A 25,866-nucleotide genomic window follows, 5' to 3' on the forward strand; every position below is an offset into this window, starting at 1 on the left:
AATTTAGGACGCGCACCCCAAACTTTCTGTGGTGTTGCCGCCCTGACGGCCCGCCCAGACGGGCTTGCGCCTGGCCGGCTAGGGCGGGCCCCGCCTCTCGTCGTCGTGCCGGTCGGGCTGACAGGATTTGAACCTGCGACCCCCTGACCCCCAGTCAGGTGCGCTACCAAGCTGCGCCACAGCCCGTCGACCCCACACGTGGCACCGTGGTGCCACCCCGAAGGGCCGACCGAAATACTACCCCAGGTCGGACACTGCTCCTGCATCGACACGGGCGTCGCCGACCGGGGGCACCCGGACGTCGCCGAGCACGCGCGCGGTGGCCAGCGCGGCGGCGGCGGCCTCGTAGCCCTTGTCCTCGTGCGAGCCGTCCAGCCCGGCGCGGTCGAGGGCCTGCTGCTCGTCGTCGCACGTCAGGAGCCCGAAGCCCACGGGGACGGTGTGGTCGAGCGCCACCCGGCTCAGCCCGTCGGTCGCGGCCGCGCACACGTAGTCGAAGTGCGGGGTGCCGCCGCGGATCACGACGCCCAGCGCGACGACGGCGTCGTACCCGGCGGCCGCGAGAACCTGGGCGGCCACGGGCAGCTCGAACGAGCCGGGCACCCGCACGACGCGTGGCTCGGCGACCGCGTGGTCGGCGCAGGCGCGCAGCGCGCCGTCGAGCAGGCCCTCCATGACGACCTGGTGCCAGCTCGCGGCGACGACGGCGACGCGCAGGTCGGAGCAGTCGACGGGCGCGGCGGCGGGGACGCCCGCGCCGCTCATCGGGCCGCTCCGGCGACGATCGGGGCGGTGGGGGTCCGGTCCATCGTGATTCCTCCGGTGTCGTGCAGGGTGTCGGACACATGGGGCAGGTCGTGCCCCATGCGGTCGCGCTTGGTGCGCAGGTAGCCGAGCGTGCGCGGGTGGGCGGGCAGGACGAGGGGCAGCCGCTCGACGATTTCCGCTCCCCCGGCGACGAGGCCGTCGACCTTGGCGGGGTTGTTGGTCAGCAGGCGCACGCCCGGTACCCCGAGGTCGCGCAGCACGTGCGCGGCGGCGGTGTAGTCGCGGGCGTCGGCGGGCAGCCCCTGGTCGAGGTTGGCGTCGACGGTGTCGCGGCCGGCGTCCTGCAGGGCGTAGGCGGCGAGCTTGGCGGCCAGGCCGATCCCCCGTCCCTCGTGCCCGCGCAGGTAGACGACGACGCCGCGGCCGGCCTCGGCGACCCGGCGCAGCGACTCGTCGAGCTGCGGCCCGCAGTCGCACCGCAGGCTGCCGAACGCGTCCCCGGTGAGGCACTCGGAGTGCACGCGCGCGAGCACCGGCCCCTGCGCCGGGTCCGCGAGGGAGTCGAGGGGCCCGGCCACCAGCGCCACGTGCTCGTCCCCCGTGCGGGTGTCCCGGTAGGCGACGGCGGCGAGGTCGCCATGCCGGGTGGGCAGGGTCGTGACGGCGACGCGCTCGACGAAGATCTCGGTGGCGCGTCGGTAGGCGGCGAGGTCGGCCACGCTGATCAGGGCGAGGCCGTGCTCGGCCGCGAACTCCCGCAGCGCGGGCAGCCGCATCATGGTGCCGTCGTCGTGCACGAGCTCGGCGAGCACCCCGGCCTCGCCCCGCCCGGCCAGGCGCGCGAGGTCGACGGCCGCCTCGGTGTGCCCCCGCCGCTCCAGGACTCCGCCGGGGCGCGCCCGCAGCGGCAGCACGTGCCCGGGACGGGTGAGGTCGGCGGGGCCGGCCGCCGGGTCGGCGAGCAGGCGCGCGGTGCGGGCCCGGTCGGCGCCGGAGATGCCGGTCGAGACTCCCGTGGCGGCGTCGACCGTCACCGTGTAGGCCGTGCGGTAGGCGTCCTGGTTGGCCTCGACCATGAGGGGCAGGCCGAGCCGGTCCAGCTGCTCGCCCGCCACGCCCACGCACACGAGGCCGCTCGTGTGCCGCACGAGGAAGCCCATGAGCTCCGGCGTCGCCGCGTCGGCGGCCAGGATGAGGTCGCCCTCGTTCTCCCGGTCGGCGTCGTCCGCGACGACGACGGGGCGCCCGGCCGCGACGTCCGCGATCGCCCGCGCGACGCGCTCGACGGAGTCGTTCACCGTGCCGCTCATCGTGCCGCCGCCGTCGCCGCGAGATGCCGCTCGACGTACTTGCTCAGCACGTCGACCTCGAGGTTGACCCGCTCCCCGACGGCCCGGGTGCCGAGCGTCGTCCGCGCCCGTGTCTCGGGGATGAGGCTCACGGTGAACGCGTCGTCCCGGGCGTCGACGACGGTGAGGCTCACGCCGTCGACGGCGATCGAGCCCTGCGCCACGACGTATCGCGCCAGCTCCGGGGGCAGCTCGACGTCGACGAGCTCCCACTGCGTGCCCGGCGTGCGGGCGAGCACGGTGCCGACGCCGTCGACGTGCCCCTGCACGACGTGCCCGCCGAACCGCCCGTCCGCCGCGAGCGCGCGCTCGAGGTTGACCGGGTCTCCGGCCCGCCGCCCGCCGAGGCTCGTACGGGCCAGGGTCTCGGCCATGAGGTCGGCGGTCCAGGTGGCGCGGCCGTCGTGCTCCCCCGTCTCCGCGACAGTCAGGCAGCAGCCGTCGACGGCGATCGAGTCGCCGAGCCGGACGCCCTCGAGCACGGTCTCGGCGGCGACGATGAGGCGGGCACCGTCGGCGTGCTCGCGCACCGCGACGACGGTGCCGAGCTCCTCCACGATTCCGGTGAACATGGCTCAGTGCTCCTTCCGCGGCCGCAGGGCGAGCCGCACGGTGGGGATGTCGGTGGGGTCGTCCGGGTCCCGGGGCAGGACGGCGACGTCGAGGAGGTCGAGGCGCGCGGCGTCGGCGACGGTCCCGATGCCGAGGTCGGCGACGGCCGACGCGCCGACCCCGAGCAGCACGGGCGCGACGTAGGCGACGACGTCGTCGACGAGCCCGGCGCGCCAGAAGGCGGCGGCGAGCGCGGGCCCGCCCTCGAGCAGCACGTGCCGGTGCTCGCGGTACCAGAGCAGGTCCAGCACCTCGTGCGGGTCGTGGGTGCGCAGGTGGATCACGGCCTCGCCGGCCGCCGCGGCGCGCGCCAGCCGTGACGACGCGGGCAGGTCCCGCAGCCCGACGACGACCCGGTCCGGCTGCTGCCCGGTCAGCGGGGCGTGCCGCACGGTGAGGTCGGGGTCGTCGGCGAGCGCGGTGCCGGTGCCGACGACGACGGCGTCCGCCCCGGCGCGCAGGCGGTGCACGTCGTGGCGCGCGGCCCGCCCCGTGATCCAGCGCGAGGTGCCGTCGGCGGCCGCGGAGCGCCCGTCGAGCGTGCTCGCGACCTTCCAGGTGACGACGGGACGGCCGAGCTCCAGCGCGCGCGTCCAGACGGTGTTGAGCGCGCGCGCCTCGTCCGCCAGCACGCCGCCGACGACCTCGACGCCCGCGGCGCGCAGGCGTGCGGCGCCGCCCGACGCGGCGGGGTTGGGGTCGTGCTGGCCGTGCACGACCCGCGCGACCTCCGCGGCCAGCAGCGCGTCGACGCAGGGACCGGTGCGGCCGTGGTGGTTGCAGGGCTCGAGCGTGACGACGGCGGTGGCCCCGCGCGCCCCGCCCGGGCCGCGGGACTCGGTCGCGCGGCGCAGCGCCTCGACCTCGGCGTGCGGCGTGCCCGCGCCCCGGTGGAAGCCCTCCGCGATCGTCGCGCCGTCGGCGTCGAGGAGCACGCAGCCGACGCGTGGGTTCGGTCCGCGGGCCGGCCCCTGCGCGGCCAGCTCCAGCGCGCGCTGCATCGCGGCGCGCTCCGCCCTGGTGGCACTCATCCGTCCTGCCCCTGTCGTCCGGTCGCGGACCCCGGGGCAGGAAGGCGGGGTCGGACGTGCTCGCACCGACCGGTCGCGGAAGGTCGTCACGAAGGACGACACCGGCCGAGGGGCCGGGGGTCGGACCGGACGGGGAGCCGTCGCGTGCGCTTCCCATCCGGACTTTGACCGTCGGTCCAGGAGTTCCACCTGGTCAACCGGTCACAGGCTGTGACCGGGTCGCGGACTTTCACCGCCGGCTCGGAATTTCACCGACCCCAGAGCACGCGAGCAATTCGCTCGTCATCGCCGACCGTGCCACGGCCCGCACCCGCGTGGCAAGCCCGAGTGGCGCACGTCTCACCCGCGACCGCGCGCCGTGCGCCGCTCGTCGTCCCGCCCCAGCGCGACGCCGAGGGCGACGAGCACGAGGAGGTCCACCGTCAGGCCCGCCACGGCCACCCACTGCACCGCGCGGAACGCGAGGAGCTGGGTGACCAGCAGGCTGACGAGGACTCCGCGCCGCACCCACACCGCCCCCGCGCGGTGGTCCCGCGGGCCGACGACGAGCGCCCGCACGACGCACGCCACGGTCGCGGCGACGGCCACGAGGATCCCGACGCCGACCCAGGACGGCACCGCGATCCCGCCGAGCAGCACCCGCAGCGCCACCACGACCGACCCCGCACCGGTGCCGAGCACCGCCACCGTCACGACCGCGGCGGCCCACCGGTGCTCCATCGCCTCGGCGAACCACGTGGACACCCGGACGACCAGCGCCCGCACGGGATCCGGAACGGTCACGTCGTCGCGCGGCACGGCCTCCACCAGCGCGGCGACCTCCTCCGCCGCCGGCTCGCCGCGGCCGCGCTCCACCAGCGCCCGCGCCTCCTCGCGCTCCGCGTCCGTGAACCCGCCCGCCACGCCGGCCACGGCGCGGTCGGTCGCCACCGCGAGGTACTCCGCGGGGTGGTGCGCCCGTCGCCCGTGCAGGGCCTCCACGAGCAGCACGAGCACGACGACGACCGCGTAGATCAGCGCCGCCGTCGGCTCGTAGAAGTAGTCGTTGTCGGAGGTGACGAACTTGCCGATCTCGTCGACGAACAGCCCGAAGCCGACGCCGCCCAGCACCGCGCCGAGCGACCGCGGCGCCGGCCCGACCCACGACAGCAGCACCACCACCGCGAGGGCCATGCCCAGGCCGCCCCACAGGACGTGCGCCACGTGCAGCCCGCCGCCGCCCACCTGCGGGTACCCGGAGGCCGCGAGCAGGAACCGCGTCACGAGCACCGTCGCCACCGTGACGACCAGGAACGTCACCAGGTGGCGCACCGCCGACGTGTCGCGCGCCGCGCCCAGGCGCAGCAGGCGACCACGGCGGGCCAGCGGGGCCGTGCTCATCGGCGACTCATCAGCGGCTCACCGGCGCGTCAGCGCCGCCGCTTCTCCCGCACGCGCACGCTGATCTCGATGGGCGACCCCTCGAACCCGAAGGTCTCGCGCAGGCGGCGTTCGATGAAGCGTCGGTACCCGGCCTCGAGGAACCCGGTGGCGAAGATGACGAACCGCGGCGGGCGCGTCGAGGCCTGGGTGCCGAACAGGATGCGCGGCTGCTTGCCGCCGCGCAGCGGGTGCGGATGGGCGGCCACGAGCTCGCCGAGGAACGCGTTGAGGCGCCCGGTCGGGATGCGGGTGTCCCACGACTCGAGCGACGTCTCGAGCGCGCGCGTCAGCTTGTCGGTGTGCCAGCCCGTGCGGGCGGAGACGTTGACGCGCGGCGCCCACTGCACCTGCACCAGGTCCCGCTCGATCTCTCGCTCGAGGTACGGGCGACGGTCGTCGTCCATGAGGTCCCACTTGTTGTACGCGATGACGAGCGCCCGGCCGGCGTCGACGGCCTGGGAGATGACGCGCGTGTCCTGCTCGGTCATCGGCTGCGAGGCGTCGACGAGCACGACGGCGACCTCGGCCTTCTCGATCGCGGCCTGGGTGCGCAGCGAGGCGTAGAAGTCGGCGCCGCGGGTCTGGTGCACCCGGCGGCGGATGCCGGCCGTGTCGACGAACCAGTACGGCACGCCCTTGATCTCCACGAGCTCGTCGACCGGGTCGCGCGTGGTGCCCGCGGTCTCGTCGACGACGACGCGGTCCGCGCCCGCGATCTTGTTCAGCAGCGAGGACTTGCCGACGTTCGGGCGCCCCACGAGGGCGACGCGGCGCGGGCCGGCCGGCCGCAGCTCGCCGTGCTCGGAGACGTCGGGCAGCACCTTCATCGCGGCGTCCAGCAGGTCGCCGGTGCCGCGGCCGTGCAGCGCGGAGACGGGGTGCGGTTCGCCGAGGCCGAGCGACCACAGGTAGGCGGCGTCGGCCTCGCCCGACGGCCCGTCCACCTTGTTGGCGCACAGGACGACGGGCTTGCCGGAGCGGCGCAGCAGCTCCACGACGCGCTCGTCGGTCGACGTCGCGCCCACGGTGGAGTCGACGACGAAGATGACGGCGTCGGCCAGCTCGACGGCGACCTCCGCCTGCTCGGCGACCTTCGACTCGATGCCCGCGACGTCGACCTCCCAGCCGCCCGTGTCCACGAGGGTGAACTCGCGGCCTGCCCACTCGCCGGGGTAGCTCACCCGGTCGCGGGTGACGCCCGGGGTGTCCTCCACGACGGCCTCGCGGCGGCCGAGGATGCGGTTGACGAGCGTCGACTTGCCGACGTTCGGGCGGCCGACGACGGCGAGCACCGGCAGCGGCGCCTCGCCGGGGCCGAATCCCTCCTCGTCCCACTCGGCGTCCAGCAGCGCGCGGTCGGCCTCGTCGAGCTCGAAGTCCTCCAGGCCGGCGCGCAGCGCGCGCTCTCGCGCCTCGTCGTCGCCGTCGGTCTCGAGGACCTCCGCCACGGCGTCACGGCCCTCGGTCTCCGCATGGTCCGCGGGCGCCGCGGCGACGCCGGGCGCAGGCGGGGCGGTGGGCTCGTCGGTGGGCTCGGCAGCGGGCACGGAGCCGTCGGCGGGAGTGGTCATGCGCACCATTCTCCCAGGCCGAGCGGCCTGTCACGAACGAGACCCGCGTCACCGGGTCCGGGCGGTGCCGCGCGCCGGCGTCGGGTGACGGGTCAGGCGGTGACCTGCGCGACGACCGCGAGGACGGCGTCGACCGTCTGGTCGAAGTCGAGGTCGGACGAGTCGACGGTGACGACGCCGTCGGCGGCGACCTGGAACTGGCTGACGGTGGAGTCGTCGCGGTCGCGGCGCAGCACCTGGTCGCGCGTCGCCTCGACGGCCGACTCGTCGGCCGCGCCGTGCACCTCGAGCGAGCGGCGGCGCAGTCGGGCCTCCTCGCTCGCGGTGAGCAGCACGCGGGCGTCCGCGTCGGGGGCGACGACGGTCGTGATGTCGCGGCCCTCGGCGACGACGCCCTTGCCGCCCGAGAAACCGCCCGGCGCGCTCTCGGTCTCGATCACGGCACGCTGCCGGCGCCGGAGCTCGGCGCGCACGTCGAGGTTGGTGGCCACCTGCGAGACGGCCGTGGAGACCTCGGTGGTGCGGATCGCCGCGGCGACGTCGCGACCGTCCAGGCGGACGGCCGGGGCGGCCGGGTCCACCCCCATCTCGAGCGGCATGGCGCGCACGGCGTCGGCCACCGCCGCCTGGTCGGCGAGGTCGGTGCCGCCGTCGACGCACCACAGCGTCGCGGCCCGGTACATCGCGCCCGTGTCGAGGTAGGCGAGCCCCAGTCGGGCCGCCACCGCCTTGGAGACGCTGGACTTGCCGGACCCGGAGGGACCGTCGACGGCGATGACGACCACGTGTGCTCACCTTCTGTTGTCGCGCGGGGGCCGCGCGGGACTGCGGGACTACGGGACTACGGGACTACGAGGACTGCGGGGACTCCTGGAGGGGGTGCGTCGAGTCACATGTCGACGTCGCGCATCAGGGTGCCGAGCTCGGTGCGCCCGAGCACCCGCGAGCGCCCGACCCGCAGGTCGCCCAGCACGATCGGGCCGATGCGGGTGCGGACGAGGCGCGTCACCGGGAACCCGACGGCGTCGAGCATGCGGCGCACGATCCGGTTGCGGCCCTCGTGCAGCACCACCTCGAGCATGGTCTCGCCGGGCACGGAGTCCACCACACGCACCTTGTCGGCGCGGGCGAGGCCGTCCTCGAGCTCGACGCCGTCGGTGAGCTGCTTGGCGTGGCGGGGGTAGAACTCGCCGCCCGTCACGGTGACGAGGTACGTCTTGCGGATCTCGTACCGCGGGTGCGCGAGCCGGTTCGCGAGCTCGCCGTCGTTCGTGAGGAGCAGCAGGCCCTCGCTGTCGGCGTCGAGCCGGCCGACGTGGAACAGCCGCTCCGGTCGGTCCCTGACCAGGTCGGCGAGCGTGGGGCGGCCCTCGGGGTCGCTCATCGTGGAGACCACGCCGAGCGGCTTGTTCAGCGCGAGGGTGATCTTCGAGGTGTCGAGCTGCACGCGCATGCCGTCGACGTGCACAACGGCCTTCGCCGGGTCGACGCGCACCCCGAGCTCGGTGACCAGGACGCCGTCCACCTCGACGTGCCCCTCGGCGATGAGCTCCTCGCACTTGCGGCGCGAGCCGAGGCCCGCCTGGGCGAGCACCTTCTGCAGCCGGACGCCGTCCGCGACGTGCACGTCACGGTCCGGCTCGCCGGAGCGCGGCGCCGGACGGCGGGGCGGGGCCTGGCGCGGGCGCTGCGTGCGCCGTGCGGCGGGACCCTGGGGGCGGCTGGTGCGGCGGCTCCCGCCGCGGCGTTCGGTGCTCATGGTGCCCGATTCTCTCAGGTCGGGCCGGTCCTGCTCGACGACGCCGCACCACGCCCTGCGCCGGTGCGACGGCACGGCCCTCAGGCGCCGGCCGCGGCCCCGCGGTGGGCGGCGAGCACCGCCGCGAACGCCGAGGCGAGGCGGGGTGCGACCGCGCGGGCGTCGTCCACGTCGCCGCACACCATGGCCCCGTCGCGCAGCATCATCAGCTCGGCCGCCATTGCCTGCGGGTCGTCGGCGCCCGCGTCCCGCGCGACGCCGGCGAAGAAGCCCGCGTACCGGGCGCGATGATCGGCGACGATCCGGCGCACCGGGTGCGCCGCGTCCGCGTACTCGGCCCCGGCGTTCACGAAGGCGCAGCCGCGGAACTGCGCGCTGCCGGCCACGGCACCCAGGGCCTCGGCGAGGGCGGCGAGGGCCGCCGCCGGGTCGCCGGCGTGGTCCCGCCGGAGCCGCTCGAGCAGCGCGCGCTCCTCGTCCGCGATCGCCTGGAGGTAGGCGACGGCGAGGTCGTCCTTCGTCGGGAAGTGGCGGTAGAACGTGACCTTGGACACGCCCGCCGCGGCGATGACCTTGTCGGCGCTCACGGCGCGGACGCCGTCCGCGTAGAACAACCGACTCCCCTCCTCGAGGATCCGCTCACGCACCCGCCCGCGCCCCGGCGACCGCTCCGGGGGCGTGGCAGCCGTCCTGGTTCCCATCGCACCAACCTCTCACGTCGAGACCTGCCCCGGGGGGCGCGGCGCGATCCGGGGTGCTTGCGACGACGGGCGTCACGTGGTCTAGTAGACGAACTAGTAACTCTACTAGGTTTCCGATCCAGGAGGACCAGCATGAGCGCGCTCTACACGGCAGTCGCGACCGCCACCGGAGACGGACGGGACGGCCGGTCGCGGTCCGACGACGGACTTCTCGACGTCGACCTCGCGATCCCCAAGGAGATGGGCGGCGCGGGGGGCGCCACGAACCCCGAACAGCTCTTCGCCGCGGGGTACGCCGCCTGCTTCCACTCCGCGCTGAAGCTCGTCGCGCGGCGGGAGAAGGCCACCGTGAGCGACTCCGCCGTCGTGGCCGAGGTCTCGCTGCACCCGACGCCCGAGGGCGGCTTCGGGCTGGCGGTCGCGCTGCACGCCGAGCTCGGCGGCGTCGACCAGGCGACCGCCGACGCGCTCGTCGCCGCCGCGCACCAGGTGTGCCCGTACTCGAACGCCACCCGGGGCAACGTCGAGGTCACGGTCGACGCGACGGTCGCCTGACCTCAGGCGTCGGGCCCGTCCTCCGCCAGCCCGCGACGGAGGGCCGAGGACGGGTCCAGGGCGATCGCCTCGGCGACGTCCGGCAGGTGCGGCGCCAGGGGCGGCAGCTCCTCGAGCGACGACCAGCCCATCCGGTCGAGGAACTCACCCGTCGTGCCGAACAGCACGGCGCCCGTCATCGGGTCCTGGCCCGTCTCGGCGATCAGGCCGCGGGCCAGCAGGGTCCGCACCACGCCGTCGACGCTCACGCCGCGCACCGCCGAGACCTGCCCGCGGGTGACGGGCTGGCGGTACGCGATGACGGCGAGCGTCTCCAGGGCCGCCTGGCTGAGGCGGGACGACTGGCCCTCGAGCACGAAGGCGCCGACGACGTCGGCCTGGGCGCGCGCCGAGTAGACGCGCCACCCCTCCGCGCCCTCGCGCAGCTCGAAGCCGCGCGGGCGCCCGCCTGTCTCCCCGCGGTACTCCGCGGCCAGCTCCTCGAGCACCTCCGCGACCTCCGGCACGGGCCGCGCGACGCCGGCCGCGAGCCGCTCGACCGCCACGGGCGACTCCGCGACCATGAGCACCGCCTCCAGCGCGGCCGCCAGCCCGCCCGGCAGGTCGTCGACGTCGACGTCAACCACCGGCTCGGGCGCGGCCGCCGATTCCGGCCCGACGGCCTCCGCCTGCTCGTCCGCCTGCTGCGTCATGCCACAACCTCCGTCACGCCGGCGACACCCGCGGCGGGCCCCCCGGTCCCCTCGTCCTGCTCGGGCGTCCCGTCGAACTCCTCGAAGCCCGCCGCGAGCTCGCCGTCGTCCTCCTCGTCCGAGCCGTGGTCGCCGTCGTCGTCCGCCGTCCACCGGACGGTCAGCTCGCCGAGCGCGGTGGCCTGCTCGAACGCCACCCGGCCGGAGCGGAACAGCTCCAGCAGGACGAGGAACCTCGCGACGGCCACGAGCCGCTCCTCCCCTGCGACGAGCGCCCGGAAGGTCGCGACGTGCTCGCGCCGTAGCCGGCGCGCCACCACGCCCGCCTGCTCCCGCACGCTCACGGTGGAGGCGTGCAGGTGGTCGAGCCCGACGACGGGCGGGGGCTTGGGCTCCAGGGCCCTGGCCGCCAGCTCGGCGAGACGCGCGCCGTCGAGGGTCCACACCAGCTCCGGCAGCAGCGCCGTGAGGTGCGGCTCGAGCGGTACCGAACGCGGCACGCGGCGCCCCTCGGTCTCCAGCCGCTCGGCGAGGAGGCCGGAGACCTCCTTGTACGCGCGGTACTGCAGCAGCCGGGCGAACAGCAGGTCGCGGGCCTCGAGGAGCTCCAGGTCCTCGGCGTCCTCCTCGACGACGCCCGGCAGCAGCCGCGCGGCCTTGAGGTCCAGCAGGGTGGCCGCGACGACGAGGAACTCGCTCGCCGTCCCGAGGTCCCACGACGGGTGCTCCTCGCCGCGGGCGGTCGCCTCGCGGGACGCGGTCTCGGCCTCGCGGATGTGCGCGACGAACTCGTCCGTCACGGCCGCGAGCGCCACCTCGGTGACGTCGAGCTCGTGCTTGGCGATCAGCGACAGCAGCAGGTCGAACGGGCCGGTGAAGTTGTCGAGGTGGACCTCGAACCCCGGCCGGGCGGCGGAGCCGTCGACGGCGTCGACCGCCTCCCCCTGCTCCGGGGCGACGTCAGGCAGCGTCACCACGGGCGACGAGCTCCCGAGCGAGCTGCCGGTACGCGGCCGCGCCGGCGTGGGTCGGCGCGTAGTTGGTGATCGGCTCGGCCGCCACGGACGCGTCCGGGAACTTCACCGTGCGCCCGATGACCGTGTGCAGCAGCGTGTCCCCGAACGCCTCGTGCACGCGCGCCACGACCTCGCGGGAGTGCAGGGTGCGCGAGTCGTACATCGTCGGGAGGATGCCGTCGATCTCCAGGGCCGGGTTGAGCCGGTCGCGCACCTTCTCGATCGTCTCCACGAGCAGCGCCACGCCGCGCAGGGCGAAGAACTCGCACTCCAGCGGGATGAGCACCCCGTGCGCGGCGGTGAGGGCGTTGACCGTGAGCAGGCCGAGAGACGGCTGGCAGTCCACGAGGATCACGTCGTAGTCGTCGAGGGCCGGTCGCAGCGCGCGGGCGAGGACCGACTCACGGGCCACCTCGCCGACGAGCTGGACCTCCGCGGCCGACAGGTCGATGTTCGCGGGGAGCACGTCCATGCCCTCGATGTTCGTGGACTGCAGCACGTCGGTGAAGCTGACGTCGCGCTCCATGAGCAGGTTGTAGACGCTGAGGTCGAGGTCGTGCGGGCTGACGCCCACCCCCACCGAGGCCGCGCCCTGCGGGTCGAAGTCCACGAGCAGGACGCGGCGGCCGTACTCGGCCAGCGCGGCGCCCAGGTTGATCGTCGTGGTGGTCTTGCCGACCCCGCCCTTCTGGTTGCACATCGCGACGATGCGCGCGGGCCCGTGGGACGCCAGCGGCGCAGGGTCGCGGAAGTCGGGCAGCGGCCGCCCGACGACGTCGGTACGCGGCTCCTCGAGCCCGCCGGCCGGACTGCCCGCGGGGCTGGTCGCGGTGGCCGCGGCCGGTGAGGCGTCGCTCGTGGTCGTCTGCGTCATGGTGTCGCTCCCGAGTCCCTCGCTCACCTGCGTCACGCTACCTCAGGGCCTCCCGGGGTCCGGGCGGCACGCCGGGCGCGCCGCCCTTCCGGGAGCCCCGCCGCACCGAGCCGCATCGAGCACGCCGGAGTCTCGACGGACGTTCAGCCGAGGGCGCGGGGGTGCGCCGCGGCGTACACCTCGCGCAGCGCGTCGCGCGTCACCATCGTGTAGATCTGCGTGGTCGTCACCGAGGCGTGCCCCAGCAGCTCCTGGACCACGCGGACGTCGGCACCGCCGGCGAGCAGGTGGGTGGCGAACGAGTGCCGCAGCGTGTGCGGCGACACGTGCTGCGTCAGGCCGGCGCGCTCCGCCGCGGCCTGCAGCACGGACCAGGCGCTCTGCCGCGACAGGCGCGCGCCGCGGGTGTTGAGGAACAGCGCGGGCGTGCCGCGGCCCGCCGACGCGAGGGGTGCCCTGGCACGCACCAGGTACGCCTCCAGCGCGGTCCGCGCGTACGAGCCGACGGGCACCACGCGCTCCTTGTCCCCCTTGCCGCGCAGCCGGACGGACCCGGCGCGCGGCACGCCGTCCTGCCCGCCGCCGTCGAGCAGCCCGTCGACGTCGTCGACGTCGAGGCCGACCACCTCGCTGATGCGTCCGCCGGTGGAGTACAGCAGCTCGAGCAGGGCGCGGTCGCGCAGCGGCACCGGGCCGTCCCCGGCGCCGGCCGCGTCGAGCAGGCGGGCGACCTCGTCGACCGACAGCGCGTGCGGCAGCCGGCGCAGCGCGCTGGGGGCGTGCACCTGGGAGGCGGGGTCGGCGCTCGTCGTGCCCTCGGCGTGCGCGAACCGGTGCCAGCCGCGCACCGCGGCCAGCGCGCGGGCCGTGGACGACGGCGACAGCGGCGCCCCGCCGTCCGATCCCTGCCGGACCACCACGACGTACTCCTCGACGTCCCGCTCGCCGACGTCGTCGAGACCGGACCGCCCCGTCGTGCGCAGGTGGCGCGCGTAGCGGCCCAGGTCCCGGCGGTAGGCCGCGACGGTGTTGGCCGACAGCCCGCGCTCGACGCCGAGGTGCGCCAGGTAGTCCTGCAGCGCGGCCGCCAGCGCGGGCGGGAGGGGCGGGGCGGACGAGAGGTCGGGCACCCGGACATCATGCCCCGAGGCGGCGACGGCCACGGCTGCCCGGGCCCCCGGAGGGGTCAGAAGGGCAGGAAGACGTCGACCGCGACGGCGATGAACAGCACCGTGAGGTACGTGATCGAGCCGTGGAAGACCTTCATCGCGCCGAGCTTGCCCCGCTCGGGGTGCCCCGCGCGGCGCAGCATCGCGATCACGAGCCAGAGGAACCAGCCGCCCGAGGCGACCGCGACGGCCGTGTAGAACCACGACATCCCGGCGAGCGGGACCAGCGCGAGGGAGCAGGCGATCATCGCGGCGGTGTGCGCGACCATCTCGACCGCCACGCGGCGGTCCGTGGCCACGACCGGCAGCATCGGGACGCCGGCGTTCGCGTAGTCCTTCTTGAACTTCACCGACAGCGGCCAGTAGTGCGGCGGGGTCCAGAAGAAGATCACGCCGAAGAGCGCCACGGCGGCCCAGCTCAGCGACTCGGTCACCGCGGCCCAGCCGATGAACACGGGCATGCAGCCGGCGATCCCGCCCCACACGATGTTCTGCGGCGTGCGGCGCTTGAGGATCATCGTGTAGCCGACCACGTAGATCGCGATGGCCGCGAAGGTCAGCCACGCTGCCGGGACGTTGACCAGCAGGGCGAACCACAGCAGCGACACGACGCCGAGCACCGTGGCGAACACCAGGGCCGCCCGGGGCGTGATCTCCCCCGTGGCCAGCGGGCGCCGCTTGGTGCGGTTCATCACCTGGTCGATGTCGCGATCCAGGTAGCAGTTGAAGACGTTCGCGGACGCGGCGGCCAGCGTGCCGCCCACGAGCGTCTTGACCACGAGCCACAGCGAGGGCAGGCCGCCCTGCGCGAGGATCATCGTGGGCAGCGTCGTGACGAGCAGCAGCTCGATGATGCGCGGCTTCGTCAGCGCGACGTACGCCCCGAGGCGGTCCCTCCAGCCGGTGCCCGGCGCCCCGTTCGCGCCCCCGCCCTGCTCCGCGTCCGCTCCGCGGCGGTCCGCCCGGTCCGCATCGGCACGCTCCCGCTCGGCGCGCGCGGCCGCGCGGGTCGGCGCCTGGGGGTGGGACGTCGTGGTGCTCGTGGTGCTCACGCGCGTGCTTGTCCGTTCTCGGCTGGGGGTCCGGGGAGCTCGGGCGACGTGGGACGGTCGCCGCCTCATCGTACGCCGAGGTCAGCGTCGCGGCGGCCCGGGCGACGGCCTCCCGGCTGTGAGAAATGCCCGCGCGGACGTCATCTCCCCGGACATCCTCCGGCGCGCGCGGCGCCCGGCTCACCTGGTGGGACGAACCGTGCCGGGACGGGCGTGCCGGGAATGCTCGGCGCTAGGGTGGTGCTGCACAACGGTGAACAGCGGGCCGCCCACCCCGGTCGGCCCCTCGACGCCGTGCCCCCGCCGTCGCCTCGAGGACCCCGTGCGGCGTCCGACGCGACGGCGCCCCGTACCGGCAGAGCAGCAGCAATCACCCGGGGCTCGCTCCGGGCAGGAAAGAGGCACATCTGTGAACGCGTTCGACCCCGTCGTCGCCCCGCTCGAGTGGAGCTCGCTCGACGACCGCGCGGTGAAGACCATCAAGGCGCTGGCGGCCGACGCCGTCGAGAAGGTCGGCAACGGCCACCCCGGCACGGCGATCTCCCTCGCCCCCGCCGCGTACCTGCTGTTCGGCAAGACGATGCGGCACGACCCGTCCGACCCCCACTGGGTCGGTCGTGACCGGTTCGTCCTCTCCGCGGGCCACTCCTCGCTCACGCTGTACCTGCAGCTGTTCCTCTCCGGCTACGGCATGGAGCTGGACGACCTCGAGGCGCTGCGCACCTGGGGCTCGCAGACCCCCGGCCACCCCGAGTACCGCCACACCCCCGGCGTCGAGATCACGACCGGCCCGCTCGGCCAGGGCCTCGCGTCCGCGGTCGGCATGGCGTTCGCGGCCCGCCGCGAGCGGGGCCTGCTCGACCCCGACGCCGCGCCCGGCGAGTCGCCGTTCGACCACCACGTGTACGTCATCGCCTCCGACGGCGACCTGCAGGAGGGCGTGACGTCCGAGGCGTCGTCGCTCGCCGGCACGCAGAAGCTCGGCAACCTCGTGGTGATCTGGGACGACAACAAGATCTCCATCGAGGACGACACCGACATCGCGTTCACCGAGGACACCCTCGCGCGCTACGCCGCGTACGGCTGGCACACCCAGCGGGTGGACTGGACGCAGGGCGGCACGGGCTACGCCGAGGACGTCGACGCGCTCGCCGCGGCCATCGCGGCGGCGAAGGCGGAGACCGACCGCCCGTCGTTCATCGCTCTGCGCACCATCATCGGCTGGCCCTCGCCCACCAAGCAGAACACGGGCGGCATCCACGGCTCCGCGATGGGCGCCGACGAGGTCGCCGGCCTCAAGGTCGCACTCGGCCTCGACCCCGAGGCGACCTTCGCCGTCGACGACGAGGTCCTCTCCTACACCCGCGCCGTCGCCGAGCGGCAGGCCGACCAGCGCGCCGCGTGGGACCGGTCGTACGACGCGTGGCGCACGGCCGCCCCGGAGCGCGCCGCCCTGCTGGACCGCCTCGTGGCCCACGAGCTGCCGGCCGGCTGGACCGACGAGCTGCCCGTCTTCGAGGCCTCCGAGAAGGGCGTCGCGACGCGCGCCGCGTCCGGCAAGGTCCTCACCGCCCTCAAGGACGTGCTGCCCGAGCTGTGGGGCGGCTCCGCCGACCTCGCCGGCTCGAACAACACCACGATGGACGGCGAGCCGTCGTTCATCCCCGTCGAGCACGCGACCAAGAAGTTCCCGGGCAACCCCTACGGGCGGACCCTGCACTTCGGCATCCGCGAGCACGGCATGGGGGCGATCCTCAACGGCATCGTGCTGCACGGCCTCACCCGTCCGTACGGCGGCACGTTCCTCCAGTTCGCCGACTACATGCGCGCCTCGGTCCGCCTCGCGGCCCTCATGGAGATCCCGACGACGTTCGTGTGGACGCACGACTCGATCGGCCTCGGCGAGGACGGCCCGACGCACCAGCCGGTCGAGCACCTCGCGGCGCTGCGGGCCATCCCCGGCCTCGACGTCGTGCGCCCCGCCGACGCGAACGAGACGGCCTGGGCCTGGCGCGGCATCCTCGAGAACACGGCCAACCCCGCAGGCATCGTGCTCACGCGCCAGAACGTCCCGACGTTCCCGCGCGGCACCGACGGCTTCGCCGGCGCCGAGGGCACGCTCAAGGGCGGCTACACGCTGGTCGACGCCACGAACGACGAGACCGGCACGCCGGACGTCGTCCTCGTCGGCACCGGCTCCGAGGTGCAGCTCGCCGTGCAGGCCCGCGAGCAGCTCGCCGCCGAGGGCATCGCCGCCCGCGTCGTGTCGATGCCGAGCCGTGAGTGGTTCGACAAGCAGGACGCCGCGTACCGCGAGTCCGTGCTGCCGTCCGCGGTGAAGGCCCGCGTGTCCGTCGAGGCGGGCGTCGCGCAGGGCTGGCGCGAGGTGGTCGGCGACGCCGGCCGCAGCGTCTCGCTCGAGCACTACGGCGCGTCGGCCGACTACCAGACGCTGTACCGGGAGTTCGGCATCACGGCGGAGGCCGTCGCGGCCGCCGCGCGCGAGTCGCTCGCCGCCGTGCGCGGCGCTGGCGACGCCGCCTGAGCGCTCGTAGATTCCCAGGGTGGGGCGTCGCCCCGCGGCGCCCCACCCGGCCCCTGTCGAGACTTCCCGCGCAGGGGCTTCCGACCTGGAAGGACGTCCGATGACGCAGAGCACCGTCCCCGCACCGATCACCGACCTGACCGGCGCCGGGGTGTCCATCTGGCTCGACGACCTGTCGCGGGAGCGCCTGCGCAGCGGCAACCTGGCGGCCCTCGTGGCCGAGCGTGGCGTCGTCGGCGTGACGACGAACCCGACGATCTTCGCCAAGGCGCTGTCCAGCGGCGACGCCTACGACGCCCAGCTGACCGAGCTCGCCGGCTCGGACGTGGACGCCGCGGTCGAGACCATCACGACCGACGACGTGCGCGCCGCCGCGGACCTGCTGCGCCCGGTCTACGACGCCACCGACGGCGTGGACGGCCGCGTGTCGATCGAGGTCGACCCCCGCCTGGCGTACGACGCCGACAAGACGGTGGTCGTGGCGGAGCGGCTGTGGCGCACCGTCGACCGCCCGAACGTCTTCATCAAGATCCCGGCGACCGTCCCCGGCCTGGACGCGATCTCCCGGACCCTCGCGCAGGGCATCAGCGTCAACGTCACCCTGATCTTCTCGATCGAGCGCTACCGCTCCGTGATGGAGGCGTTCGCGATCGGCCTCGAGCAGGCCCGCGCCGACGGCATCGACCTCGGCCCGATCGGGTCGGTGGCCTCGTTCTTCGTCTCCCGGGTCGACTCCTCGGTGGACGCCGCCCTGGAGAAGATCGGGACGCCCGAGGCGCTCGACCTGCGCGGGCAGGCCGCCGTCGCCAACGCCCGCCTCGCGTTCGAGGCCTACGAGCAGTTCGTCGGCACGGACCAGTGGCGCTCGCTCGCGGCTTCCGGCGCGCACCCGCAGCGGCCGCTGTGGGCGTCCACCGGCGTGAAGAACCCGGAGTACTCGGACACCCTGTACGTCTCCGAGCTGGTCACGGACGGCGTCGTGAACACGATGCCCGAGCCGACCCTGCAGGCGTTCGCCGACCACGGCGTCGTCACGGGCGACACCGTCCGCGGCACCGCGGGCGCGGCGCGTCGCACGATCGAGACCATCGAGTCGCTGGGCGTCTCCCTCGTCGCGGTCACCGACCACCTCGAGACGGACGGCGTCCGCAAGTTCGAGGACTCCTGGACCGAGCTCCTGGACACCGCGTCCGCCGGGCTGAAGGCCCAGGGCGCCTGAGCACTCCCCCGGGGGCGCCACGGCGCCCCCGGGTCCGCACCACCTCCCGCCCGCACGACGAAGAACGGTGCCCACCTCGTGAGACCGGCCAAGATCACCGCCGAGCACAACCCCCTGCGCGACCCCCTCGACCTCCGGCTCCCCCGCATCGCCGGCCCCAGCGGCCTGGTGATCTTCGGGGTCACCGGCGACTTGTCCCGCAAGAAGCTCATGCCCGCCGTCTACGACCTGGCGAACCGCGGCCTGCTGCCGCCCGGCTTCGCGCTGACGGGCTTCGCCCGCCGCGACTGGGAGGACGAGGACTTCGCCCAGGTCGTGCACGACGCGGTCAAGGAGCACGCCCGCACGCCGTTCCGCGAGGCCACCTGGCGCCAGCTCGCCGAGGGTATCCGCTTCGTGCAGGGGTCGTTCGACGACGACGAGGCGTTCGAGCGCCTGCGCCAGACCGTCGAGCAGCTCGACGCCGAGCGCGGCACCGGCGGCAACCACGCGTTCTACCTGTCGGTGCCGCCCAGCGCGTTCCCGATCGTCTGCCGGCAGCTGTCCGAGTCGGGGCTCTCCAAGTCGTCCCCGGACGCGTGGCGCCGCGTCGTCATCGAGAAGCCGTTCGGCCACGACCTCGAGAGCGCGCGCGAGCTCGACGCCGTCGTCTCCCAGGTCTTCGACCCGGAGTCGGTCTTCCGCATCGACCACTACCTCGGCAAGGAGACGGTCCAGAACCTCCTCGCCCTGCGGTTCGCGAACCAGATGTTCGAGCCGCTGTGGAACAGCAACTACGTCGACCACGTCCAGATCACGATGGCCGAGGACATCGGCATCGGCGGGCGCGCGAGCTACTACGACGGCATCGGCGCCGCCCGCGACGTGATCCAGAACCACCTGCTGCAGCTCCTGGCGCTCGTCGCCATGGAGGAGCCGGTCAACTTCGACGCCGATGCCCTGCGCGCCGAGAAGATCAAGGCGCTCTCCTCGGTGCGGCTCCCTCGCGACCTCGGGCGCCACACCGCCCGCGGTCAGTACGCCTCCGGGTGGCAGGGCGGCGAGAAGGTCGTCGGGTTCCTCGAGGAGGAGGGCTTCAACCCCGACTCCACGACCGAGACGTTCGCCGCGGTCAAGCTCGAGATCGACAACCGGCGCTGGGCGGGCGTGCCCTTCTACCTGCGCACGGGCAAGCGCCTGGGCCGCCGCGTCACCGAGGTGGCCGTCGTCTTCAAGAAGGCGCCCCACCTGCCGTTCGAGTCGTCCCTCACGTCCGACCTGGGCAACAACGCGCTGGTCATCCGCGTGCAGCCCGACGAGGGCGTCACCCTCCGGTTCGGCGCGAAGGTGCCCGGCACCGCGATGGAGGTCCGCGACGTCACGATGGACTTCGGCTACGGCCACTCGTTCACCGAGTCGTCCCCCGAGGCCTACGAGCGCCTCATCCTCGACGTCCTCCTCGGCGACCCGCCGCTCTTCCCGACGCGCGAGGAGGTCGAGCTCTCCTGGAAGATCCTCGACCCGGTGACCGCGTACTGGGCGGGCAAGGGCAAGCCGGAGCAGTACGCCTCGGGCACCTGGGGCCCGGAGTCCGCCGACAAGATGATGGCCCGCGACGGCCGCTCGTGGCGGCGCCCGTGACGCCCGCCCGCACCCCGGACGTCACCCCACGCGCCGCGGCGAGCCGCCCCCACCTGTGCCGCATCCACCGAGGAGAGCCCCGATGATCATCGACATGCCGGACACGACCACGAACGCGGTCGGCAAGCGGCTCGCCCACCTGCGCGACGAGGGCGGCGCCGTGGCGCTCGGCCGGGTGCTCACCCTCGTCGTCGTCGCGGAGGAGGCCGACATCGAGGACTCGGTGCGGGCGGCCAACCAGGCCAGCCACGAGCACCCGTGCCGGGTCGTCGTCGTCGCGCCGCTGGCGCATCGCGACCGCTCCGCCCCTCGCCTCGACGCCGAGATCCGCGTCGGCGGCGACGCCGGCGCCTCGGAGGTCGTCGTGCTGCGCGCCGGCGGCCCGATGCTCGACCACCCCGACACGCTCGTCATGCCCCTGCTGCTGCCGGACGCCCCGATCGTCGTCTGGTGGCCCACCGGCGGCCCGGACGCCCCGTCCGCGGACCCGATGGGCGCGATGGCGCAGCGCCGCATCACGGACACGACGACGGCGGCCGACCCGGTCGCGATGCTGCACCGCCTGTCGGGCGGGTTCAGCCCCGGCGACACCGACCTCGCGTGGGCGCGCGTCACCCTGTGGCGCGGGCTCATCGCGGCCGCGGTGGAGCAGCCCCCGTTCGAGCCCGTCACCGCGGTGACCGTCGAGGGCCAGGAGCAGCACACGTCGCTCGACCTGCTCGCCGCCTGGCTCGGCCAGCGCCTGCGCTGCCCCGCCAAGGTCGTGCGCACCGACAGCGACGACGCGATCACCCGCGTGACCCTGGAGCGCAAGAGCGGGCCGATCGTGCTCGACCGCCCCGACGGCCGCGTCGTGTCGATCACGCAGCCCGAGAAGCCGGAGCGCCGCATGGCGCTCCCGATCCGCGCGCTGAGCGAGGCGCTCATCGAGGAGCTCCGGCGCCTCGACCCCGACGAGCTCTACGGCGAGGTGCTCACCAAGGGCCTCGAGCGCGTCGAGACCGTCCGGGCGTCGGCGAAGGCCAAGGCGTGAGCGCGCCGCTCGTCGTCGTCCACCCCGACCCCGCCGTCCTCGCGGAGGCCGCCGCGGCCCGGCTGCTCACCCGCCTGCTCGACGTCCAGTCGGTCCGCACCCCCGTGCACGCGGTGCTGACGGGCGGCACCGTCGGCATCAAGACGCTCGAGGCCGTGGCGGCGAGCCCGCTGCGCACGGCCGTGGACTGGTCCGGGGTGCACCTGTGGTGGGGCGACGAGCGGTTCCTGCCCGACGGTGACCCGGACCGCAACGAGACCCAGGCCCGCGCCGCCCTCGTGGACGCGCTGGTCGCGGGTTCCGGCCTGCCCGCCGACCACGTGCACGCCATGCCGGCGCGCGGCTCGGCGGTCGACGGCGACCCCGTCGAGACGCCGGAGCAGTCGGCCGCGGCCTACGCGGCCGAGCTCGCGACGTTCGCGCCGGCGCCGGCGGCCGGCTCGCCGGAGCCGGCCGTCCCGGAGTTCGACGTGCTGCTGCTCGGCATGGGGCCGGACGGGCACGTCGCCTCGCTGTTCCCCGGGCACGACGGCCTCGACGCACGCGGGGCGACGGTCGGGGTGCACGGCTCCCCCAAGCCGCCGCCGGAGCGGGTCTCGCTCACGTTCGACGCCCTGCGGCGGGCGCGCGAGGTGTGGGTCGTCGCGGCCGGGGCGGAGAAGGCGGCCCAGGCCGCCGCCGCCCTCGCCGGCGGAGCGGTGGCCGACGTCCCGGCGGCCGGGGCCCGCGGCACCGAGCGCACGCTGTGGCTGCTCGACGCGGCCGCGGCCGGCCCGGCCGCCTGACCTGCTAGCTCGCCGACCGGTGCCGGTCGGCGAGCAGGCGGGCGGGCGTCTCGTCGTCGAACTCGGCGAAGAACTCCCCCACCCGTTCGGTGAGCTCGCTCATCCCGTCGCACGCGAACAGGGTGGGCTGGTAGTGCGAGATGTCGTACTCCACGGTGCCCATCGAGTAGAAGTCGAGCGGCAGGATCGTGGCGCCGCGGAACTCCTCGATCTCGCCGTACGACGACAGCAGTCCCGCGCCGTACGCCCGCAGCTCGCCGTCCTCGTACATCACCCCGAACTCGATGGTGAACCAGAAGACGTCCGCCACGAACTGCAGGCCCTCGGCCGTCTCGCAGCGCCGCGCGGCCTCGCCCGCCCGTCGCTTCACCTCGGCGATCGCCGGGTTCGCGAGCAGGTTCCCGTGCCCGACGACCTCGTGGATGATGTCCGGCTCGGGGGTGTACAAGGGCTGCGACCCGTGCCGCAGGTACTGCGTGGAGTGGAAGACGCCGTCGGCGAGCGAGCCGTAGAACTGGTCCAGCGGCACCAGCCCCGCGGCCGGGTGCAGGCGGAAGTCGCTGAGCGGCTCCAGGCCGGCGCTCACCTCGTCGAGCTGCGGCACCCGGTCGGTCGGCAGGCCGAGGGCTTCCTTGCCCTCGAGGTACCCGCGGATCGCCAGGCGCTCGTGCTTGGGGGCGAGCTCGGCGCAGACGGTGCGCCAGATCTCGTTCTCCGCGTCCGTGTACTCGACGCGGGGCACGGGGTCGCCGGGCGACCAGCGCAGGGCCGGGCCGGCGATGACCTCCCGGCGGCGCCGGTACTCCGGGTCGTTCGCGCCGGGGTGGTCGTCCGCGAGGTGCACCGTGACGCCGTGCTCGTCCTCGGTGACGGGGGCGTAGAGCTGTCCTTCCTCGAACATGCGGCCAGACTACGCCACCGTCTCGACAGGTGGACACCCCCTCGGGTCGGAGCCCGACCCTGCGTCGTCAGCTCGCCCGGCGCAGCCCTGTCCGGCGCGCCCGCAGCGTCGCGAGCGCCTCCTCGAGGAGGGCGGCGCCGTCCTCCTCGGAGCGACGTTCCTTCACGTACGCCAGGTGCGTCTTGTACGGCTCGTTCCGCACCGGCTCCGGTGGGTTGGCCGCGTCCAGCCCGGCGGGGAAGCCGCAGCGCGGGCAGTCCCAGAACTCCGGAGGCTCGACGTCCTCGTTCGCCGAGAAGCTCGGCGTCGTCTCGTGCCCGTTCGCGCACCAGTACGAGACCCGCACCCGGGGTGCCGCCTCGCCGCGCTCGGACTCTCCCAACGGACCCGCGCCCACGCGCGAGCCCCGGATCGCATGACCGGCTGTAGCCACGTCCTGTCGTCCTCACCTTCGACTCAGTGGGCGTACGCCCACGGACGATCTTCGTGAACCATCGGGCCGGGCTCGCGCCCGGTCCTGGTGCCCCCCACCGGTCCGGGCCTGGGCCCGTCCGGTGACGGTCGCGGTCGTGCCGGCTCAGCTCACCTTCGTGATGAGGCCCAGCAGCACGATCACGACGAACCAGACGAGCGCGAAGCTCACCGTGATGCGGTTGAGGTTGCGCTCGGCGACGCCGGAGCTTCCGGCGGCGCTCGAGATCCCCCCGCCGAACATGTCGGACAGACCGCCGCCCTTGCCCTTGTGCATCAGGATGAGCAGGGTCAGGAAGGCGCTGGTGATCACCAGGAGAACCTGAAGGATGATCTGCAAAACGTCCACGGTGTCCTCGGCTGTCCTCGTTCGTCGTCCGTCCCGCGGGGCGGGCTTCTGTTCGTCACCCGACCAGGACGTCGTCCCGGCCGGGTCAAGAGTAAGTGACGGACGCCTCTCGAGGCGAACACCGATGTTTCCATCGGGTGACGATCCCGGGAGGCGTCCGTCGGGCGGGTCCGCGCCCGCCATGGAGGTGTCGCGTCAGGCGACGTGCGACTGGTAGCGCGCGATCTTCGCGAACTCGACCGGGTCGAGGCTCGCGCCACCGACCAGCGCGCCGTCGACGTCGGGCTGGGCCATGATCTGCGCGACGTTGCCCGACTTCACCGACCCGCCGTACAGGACGCGCACGCCCCCGGCGAGCTCCGCGTCGTACAGCTCCGCGAGACGGCCGCGGATCGCGCCGCAGACCTCCTGCGCGTCCTCCGGGGTCGCGACCTCGCCGGTGCCGATCGCCCACACGGGCTCGTAGGCGATGACGACCTGCGCCGCCTGTTCCGCCGGCACGTCGGCCAGCGCCGCGTCGACCTGCGCGAGGGTGAACGAGACCTGCTCGCCGGCCTTGCGTACGTCCAGGCCCTCCCCGACGCACAGGATGGGCACGAGGCCGTGCTCGAAGGCGGCGCGCACCTTGGCGTTCACCAGCGCGTCGTCCTCGGCGTGGTACTCGCGACGCTCGGAGTGACCGACCGCCACGTAGGTGCAGCCCAGGCGGGCCAGCATCGGGCCCGAGACCTCGCCCGTGTAGGCACCCGACGCGTGCGTCGACAGGTCCTGCGCGCCGTAGCGCACGTCGAGCTTGTCGGCGTCCACGAGGGTCTGCACCGAGCGCAGGTCCGTGAAGGGCGCCAGGACGGCGACCTCGACGGCCTCGTAGTCGTGCTTCGCATCCTTGAGCGTCCACGCGAGCTTCTGCACCGCGGCGATCGCCTCGGTGTGGTCCAGGTTCATCTTCCAGTTGCCCGCCATCAGGGGCGTGCGGGTGGTGGCCACGGTGGGCTCCTCGTTCTCTCGTGCTGGGTGGGAAGGATCGGTCGGCGTCCGACGCCGCCGGTGCGTCAGTCGGCGAGGACCGCGAGGCCCGGGAGCTCCTTGCCCTCGAGCAGCTCCAGGCTGGCGCCGCCACCGGTGGAGATGTGGCTGAAGCCGTCCTCGTCGAAGCCGAGCACGCGCACCGCCGCGGCCGAGTCGCCGCCGCCCACGATCGAGAACGCGCCCGCCGCGGTCGCGTCGACGATGCCCTGCGCGACCGCGCGGGTGCCCGCGGCGAACGCGTCGAACTCGAACACGCCCATCGGGCCGTTCCACACGACCGTCTTCGCGTCCGCGAGCCGCGCCGCGAACAGCGCGCCGGAGTCGGGGCCGATGTCGAGGCCCATGGTGCCGTCGGGGATCTGGTCGGCCGGCACGGTGCGGTGCGGCGCGTCCGCGGCGAACGAGTCCGCGGCGACGATGTCGGTGGGCAGCACGATCTCCACGCCCGACTCGGCGGCCTGGGCGAGGTAGCCCTTGACGGTGTCCACCTGGTCGGCCTCGAGCAGCGACGAACCCACGGAGTGGCCCTGCGCTGCGAGGAAGGTGAAGACCATGCCGCCGCCGATGAGCAGGCGGTCGGCCTTCGTCAGGAGGTTCTCGATGACGCCCAGCTTGTCGGAGACCTTCGAGCCGCCCAGGACGACGGCGTACGGGCGCTGCGGGTCCGTCGTGGCTCGCGAGAGCGCCTCGACCTCCTTGAGGACGAGGTCGCCGGCCGCGGCCGGGAGGAGCTTCGCGACGTCGTAGACCGACGCCTGCTTGCGGTGCACGACGCCGAAGCCGTCGGAGACGAACGCGTCGGCCAGCGCGGCGAGCTCGCCCGCCAGCTCCTCGCGCTCCGCGTCGACCTTCGAGGTCTCGCGGGCGTCGAACCGGACGTTCTCCAGGAGGGCGACCTGGCCGTCGGCAAGGTCGGCGACGGTCTCCCGGGCCGACGAGCCGGTCACGTCGCCCGCCAGGGCCACGTCCTGGCCCAGCAGCTCGCCGAGGCGCGCGGCCACGGGCGCCAGGGAGTAGGCGGGGTTCGGCTCGCCCTTGGGTCGCCCGAGGTGGGCGGTCACGACGACGCGCGCGCCGGCGTCCGTGAGGCGCTGCAGCGTGGGCAGCGCGGCCTTGATCCGGCCGTCGTCCGTGATGGTGGTGCCGTCGAGCGGCACGTTGAAGTCCGAGCGGACGAGGACGCGCTTGCCGCGCAGCTCGCCCAGGGTGTCGATGGTCTTCATGGGGCACACCTGTCCGTCAGGGCCCGGTGCGCCGTGCGGCCGTCGCGCGGCCGCGCGTCCCGGGCGGGGTGATCTGGTCCGTACATGACGACGTCCGCGTGCGCGGCCGGAGTTCGGCGC

General features: G+C 74.4%; 25 protein-coding genes, 1 tRNA gene and 1 riboswitch. Of the genes, 6 read left to right on the plus strand and 20 right to left on the minus strand.

The genetic code is table 11. From position 1 onward, the window contains the following. Nucleotides 1-112: 112 nt before the first annotated feature. The 10 genes from ACFQ8T_RS05720 to ACFQ8T_RS05765 form a co-directional block, all read right to left on the minus strand. Nucleotides 113-186 (minus strand) — tRNA-Pro (locus ACFQ8T_RS05720). Nucleotides 187-237: 51 nt separating this feature from the next. Beyond that, the gene (gene ribH / locus ACFQ8T_RS05725; RefSeq protein WP_430545581.1) at nt 238-765 is read right to left on the minus strand and encodes a 6,7-dimethyl-8-ribityllumazine synthase; all 528 of its coding nucleotides are present in this window, start codon (nt 763-765) and stop codon (nt 238-240) included. Beyond that, nucleotides 762-2,078: a bifunctional 3,4-dihydroxy-2-butanone-4-phosphate synthase/GTP cyclohydrolase II gene (locus tag ACFQ8T_RS05730; RefSeq protein WP_430545582.1), complete on the minus strand. Its 1,317-nt coding sequence runs from the start codon at nt 2,076-2,078 to the stop codon at nt 762-764. The genes ribH and ACFQ8T_RS05730 overlap by 4 nt, the downstream gene beginning before the upstream one ends. Then, nucleotides 2,075-2,689: a riboflavin synthase gene (locus tag ACFQ8T_RS05735; protein ID WP_430545583.1), complete on the minus strand. Its 615-nt coding sequence runs from the start codon at nt 2,687-2,689 to the stop codon at nt 2,075-2,077. The genes ACFQ8T_RS05730 and ACFQ8T_RS05735 overlap by 4 nt, the downstream gene beginning before the upstream one ends. Nucleotides 2,690-2,692: 3 nt before the next feature. Further along, on the minus strand, nt 2,693-3,760 hold the full coding sequence (gene ribD / locus ACFQ8T_RS05740) for a bifunctional diaminohydroxyphosphoribosylaminopyrimidine deaminase/5-amino-6-(5-phosphoribosylamino)uracil reductase RibD (RefSeq protein WP_430545584.1): 1,068 nt from the start codon (nt 3,758-3,760) through the stop codon (nt 2,693-2,695). A gap of 140 nt (nt 3,761-3,900) precedes the next feature. Beyond that, nucleotides 3,901-4,030, minus strand: a riboswitch (FMN riboswitch). Nucleotides 4,031-4,099: 69 nt separating this feature from the next. Further along, nucleotides 4,100-5,140, minus strand: coding sequence for a hypothetical protein (locus ACFQ8T_RS05745; RefSeq protein WP_430545585.1), 1,041 nt, complete (start codon nt 5,138-5,140; stop codon nt 4,100-4,102). A 29-nt stretch (nt 5,141-5,169) separates the two neighbouring features. Next, nucleotides 5,170-6,753, minus strand: coding sequence for a ribosome biogenesis GTPase Der (gene der / locus ACFQ8T_RS05750; protein ID WP_430545586.1), 1,584 nt, complete (start codon nt 6,751-6,753; stop codon nt 5,170-5,172). A 92-nt stretch (nt 6,754-6,845) separates the two neighbouring features. Next, complete coding sequence (cmk, locus tag ACFQ8T_RS05755) at nt 6,846-7,538, minus strand: (d)CMP kinase (protein WP_430545587.1); 693 nt, start codon at nt 7,536-7,538, stop codon at nt 6,846-6,848. A 104-nt stretch (nt 7,539-7,642) separates the two neighbouring features. Then, nucleotides 7,643-8,512, minus strand: a complete 870-nt coding sequence (locus ACFQ8T_RS05760) for a pseudouridine synthase (RefSeq protein ID WP_430545588.1) — start codon at nt 8,510-8,512, stop codon at nt 7,643-7,645. A gap of 80 nt (nt 8,513-8,592) precedes the next feature. Further along, nucleotides 8,593-9,213, minus strand: coding sequence for a TetR/AcrR family transcriptional regulator (locus tag ACFQ8T_RS05765; protein WP_430545589.1), 621 nt, complete (start codon nt 9,211-9,213; stop codon nt 8,593-8,595). A 132-nt stretch (nt 9,214-9,345) separates the two neighbouring features. Here ACFQ8T_RS05765 and ACFQ8T_RS05770 point away from each other — a divergent pair, with 132 nt between their 5' ends. Continuing rightward, on the plus strand, nt 9,346-9,768 hold the full coding sequence (locus ACFQ8T_RS05770; protein ID WP_430545590.1) for an organic hydroperoxide resistance protein: 423 nt from the start codon (nt 9,346-9,348) through the stop codon (nt 9,766-9,768). Nucleotides 9,769-9,770: 2 nt separating this feature from the next. Here the strand turns inward: ACFQ8T_RS05770 and ACFQ8T_RS05775 are convergent, their stop codons facing one another. The 5 genes from ACFQ8T_RS05775 to ACFQ8T_RS05795 all read right to left on the minus strand — a co-directional run bounded on the left by ACFQ8T_RS05775 (nt 9,771) and on the right by ACFQ8T_RS05795 (nt 14,388). Further along, nucleotides 9,771-10,460: an SMC-Scp complex subunit ScpB gene (locus tag ACFQ8T_RS05775; RefSeq protein WP_430545591.1), complete on the minus strand. Its 690-nt coding sequence runs from the start codon at nt 10,458-10,460 to the stop codon at nt 9,771-9,773. Next, nucleotides 10,457-11,428: a segregation and condensation protein A gene (locus ACFQ8T_RS05780; protein ID WP_430545616.1), complete on the minus strand. Its 972-nt coding sequence runs from the start codon at nt 11,426-11,428 to the stop codon at nt 10,457-10,459. The genes ACFQ8T_RS05775 and ACFQ8T_RS05780 overlap by 4 nt, the downstream gene beginning before the upstream one ends. Then, nucleotides 11,421-12,386: a ParA family protein gene (locus ACFQ8T_RS05785; RefSeq protein WP_430545592.1), complete on the minus strand. Its 966-nt coding sequence runs from the start codon at nt 12,384-12,386 to the stop codon at nt 11,421-11,423. The genes ACFQ8T_RS05780 and ACFQ8T_RS05785 overlap by 8 nt, the downstream gene beginning before the upstream one ends. Nucleotides 12,387-12,493: 107 nt before the next feature. Then, complete coding sequence (gene xerD, locus ACFQ8T_RS05790) at nt 12,494-13,480, minus strand: site-specific tyrosine recombinase XerD (RefSeq protein ID WP_430545593.1); 987 nt, start codon at nt 13,478-13,480, stop codon at nt 12,494-12,496. Nucleotides 13,481-13,536: 56 nt separating this feature from the next. Further along, on the minus strand, nt 13,537-14,388 hold the full coding sequence (locus tag ACFQ8T_RS05795; protein ID WP_430545617.1) for a heme o synthase: 852 nt from the start codon (nt 14,386-14,388) through the stop codon (nt 13,537-13,539). Nucleotides 14,389-14,980: 592 nt separating this feature from the next. On the opposite strand from ACFQ8T_RS05795, the gene tkt reads away from it, so the two are divergent. From tkt to pgl, 5 genes are all read left to right on the plus strand, one after another. Beyond that, entirely contained in the window at nt 14,981-17,116 is a 2,136-nt protein-coding gene (tkt, locus tag ACFQ8T_RS05800; RefSeq protein WP_430545594.1) for a transketolase, read from the plus strand. Nucleotides 17,117-17,216: 100 nt separating this feature from the next. Further along, complete coding sequence (tal, locus tag ACFQ8T_RS05805) at nt 17,217-18,335, plus strand: transaldolase (protein WP_430545595.1); 1,119 nt, start codon at nt 17,217-17,219, stop codon at nt 18,333-18,335. A 78-nt stretch (nt 18,336-18,413) separates the two neighbouring features. Further along, on the plus strand, nt 18,414-19,955 hold the full coding sequence (gene zwf, locus ACFQ8T_RS05810) for a glucose-6-phosphate dehydrogenase (RefSeq protein WP_430545596.1): 1,542 nt from the start codon (nt 18,414-18,416) through the stop codon (nt 19,953-19,955). Between the two features lie 82 nt (nt 19,956-20,037). Then, complete coding sequence (opcA, locus tag ACFQ8T_RS05815) at nt 20,038-20,988, plus strand: glucose-6-phosphate dehydrogenase assembly protein OpcA (protein WP_430545597.1); 951 nt, start codon at nt 20,038-20,040, stop codon at nt 20,986-20,988. Further along, entirely contained in the window at nt 20,985-21,773 is a 789-nt protein-coding gene (gene pgl / locus ACFQ8T_RS05820; RefSeq protein WP_430545598.1) for a 6-phosphogluconolactonase, read from the plus strand. The genes opcA and pgl overlap by 4 nt, the downstream gene beginning before the upstream one ends. 4 nt (nt 21,774-21,777) lie before the next feature. Here pgl and ACFQ8T_RS05825 read toward each other — a convergent pair whose 3' ends face one another. From ACFQ8T_RS05825 to ACFQ8T_RS05845, 5 genes are all read right to left on the minus strand, one after another. Next, on the minus strand, nt 21,778-22,674 hold the full coding sequence (locus ACFQ8T_RS05825; protein WP_430545599.1) for a phenylalanine 4-monooxygenase: 897 nt from the start codon (nt 22,672-22,674) through the stop codon (nt 21,778-21,780). Between the two features lie 67 nt (nt 22,675-22,741). Then, a complete protein-coding gene (locus ACFQ8T_RS05830) occupies nt 22,742-23,107 on the minus strand; it encodes an RNA polymerase-binding protein RbpA (protein ID WP_430545600.1) in 366 nt (121 codons plus the stop codon). Nucleotides 23,108-23,251: 144 nt separating this feature from the next. Continuing rightward, a complete protein-coding gene (secG, locus tag ACFQ8T_RS05835; RefSeq protein ID WP_380326827.1) occupies nt 23,252-23,494 on the minus strand; it encodes a preprotein translocase subunit SecG in 243 nt (80 codons plus the stop codon). A 195-nt stretch (nt 23,495-23,689) separates the two neighbouring features. Continuing rightward, entirely contained in the window at nt 23,690-24,457 is a 768-nt protein-coding gene (gene tpiA, locus ACFQ8T_RS05840) for a triose-phosphate isomerase (RefSeq protein ID WP_430545618.1), read from the minus strand. An 89-nt stretch (nt 24,458-24,546) separates the two neighbouring features. Further along, the gene (locus tag ACFQ8T_RS05845) at nt 24,547-25,746 is read right to left on the minus strand and encodes a phosphoglycerate kinase (RefSeq protein ID WP_430545601.1); all 1,200 of its coding nucleotides are present in this window, start codon (nt 25,744-25,746) and stop codon (nt 24,547-24,549) included. Nucleotides 25,747-25,866: the final 120 nt, after the last annotated feature.

Source organism: Isoptericola sp. NPDC056618 (assembly GCF_042792715.1).
Lineage (GTDB): Bacteria > Actinomycetota > Actinomycetes > Actinomycetales > Cellulomonadaceae > Isoptericola > Isoptericola nanjingensis.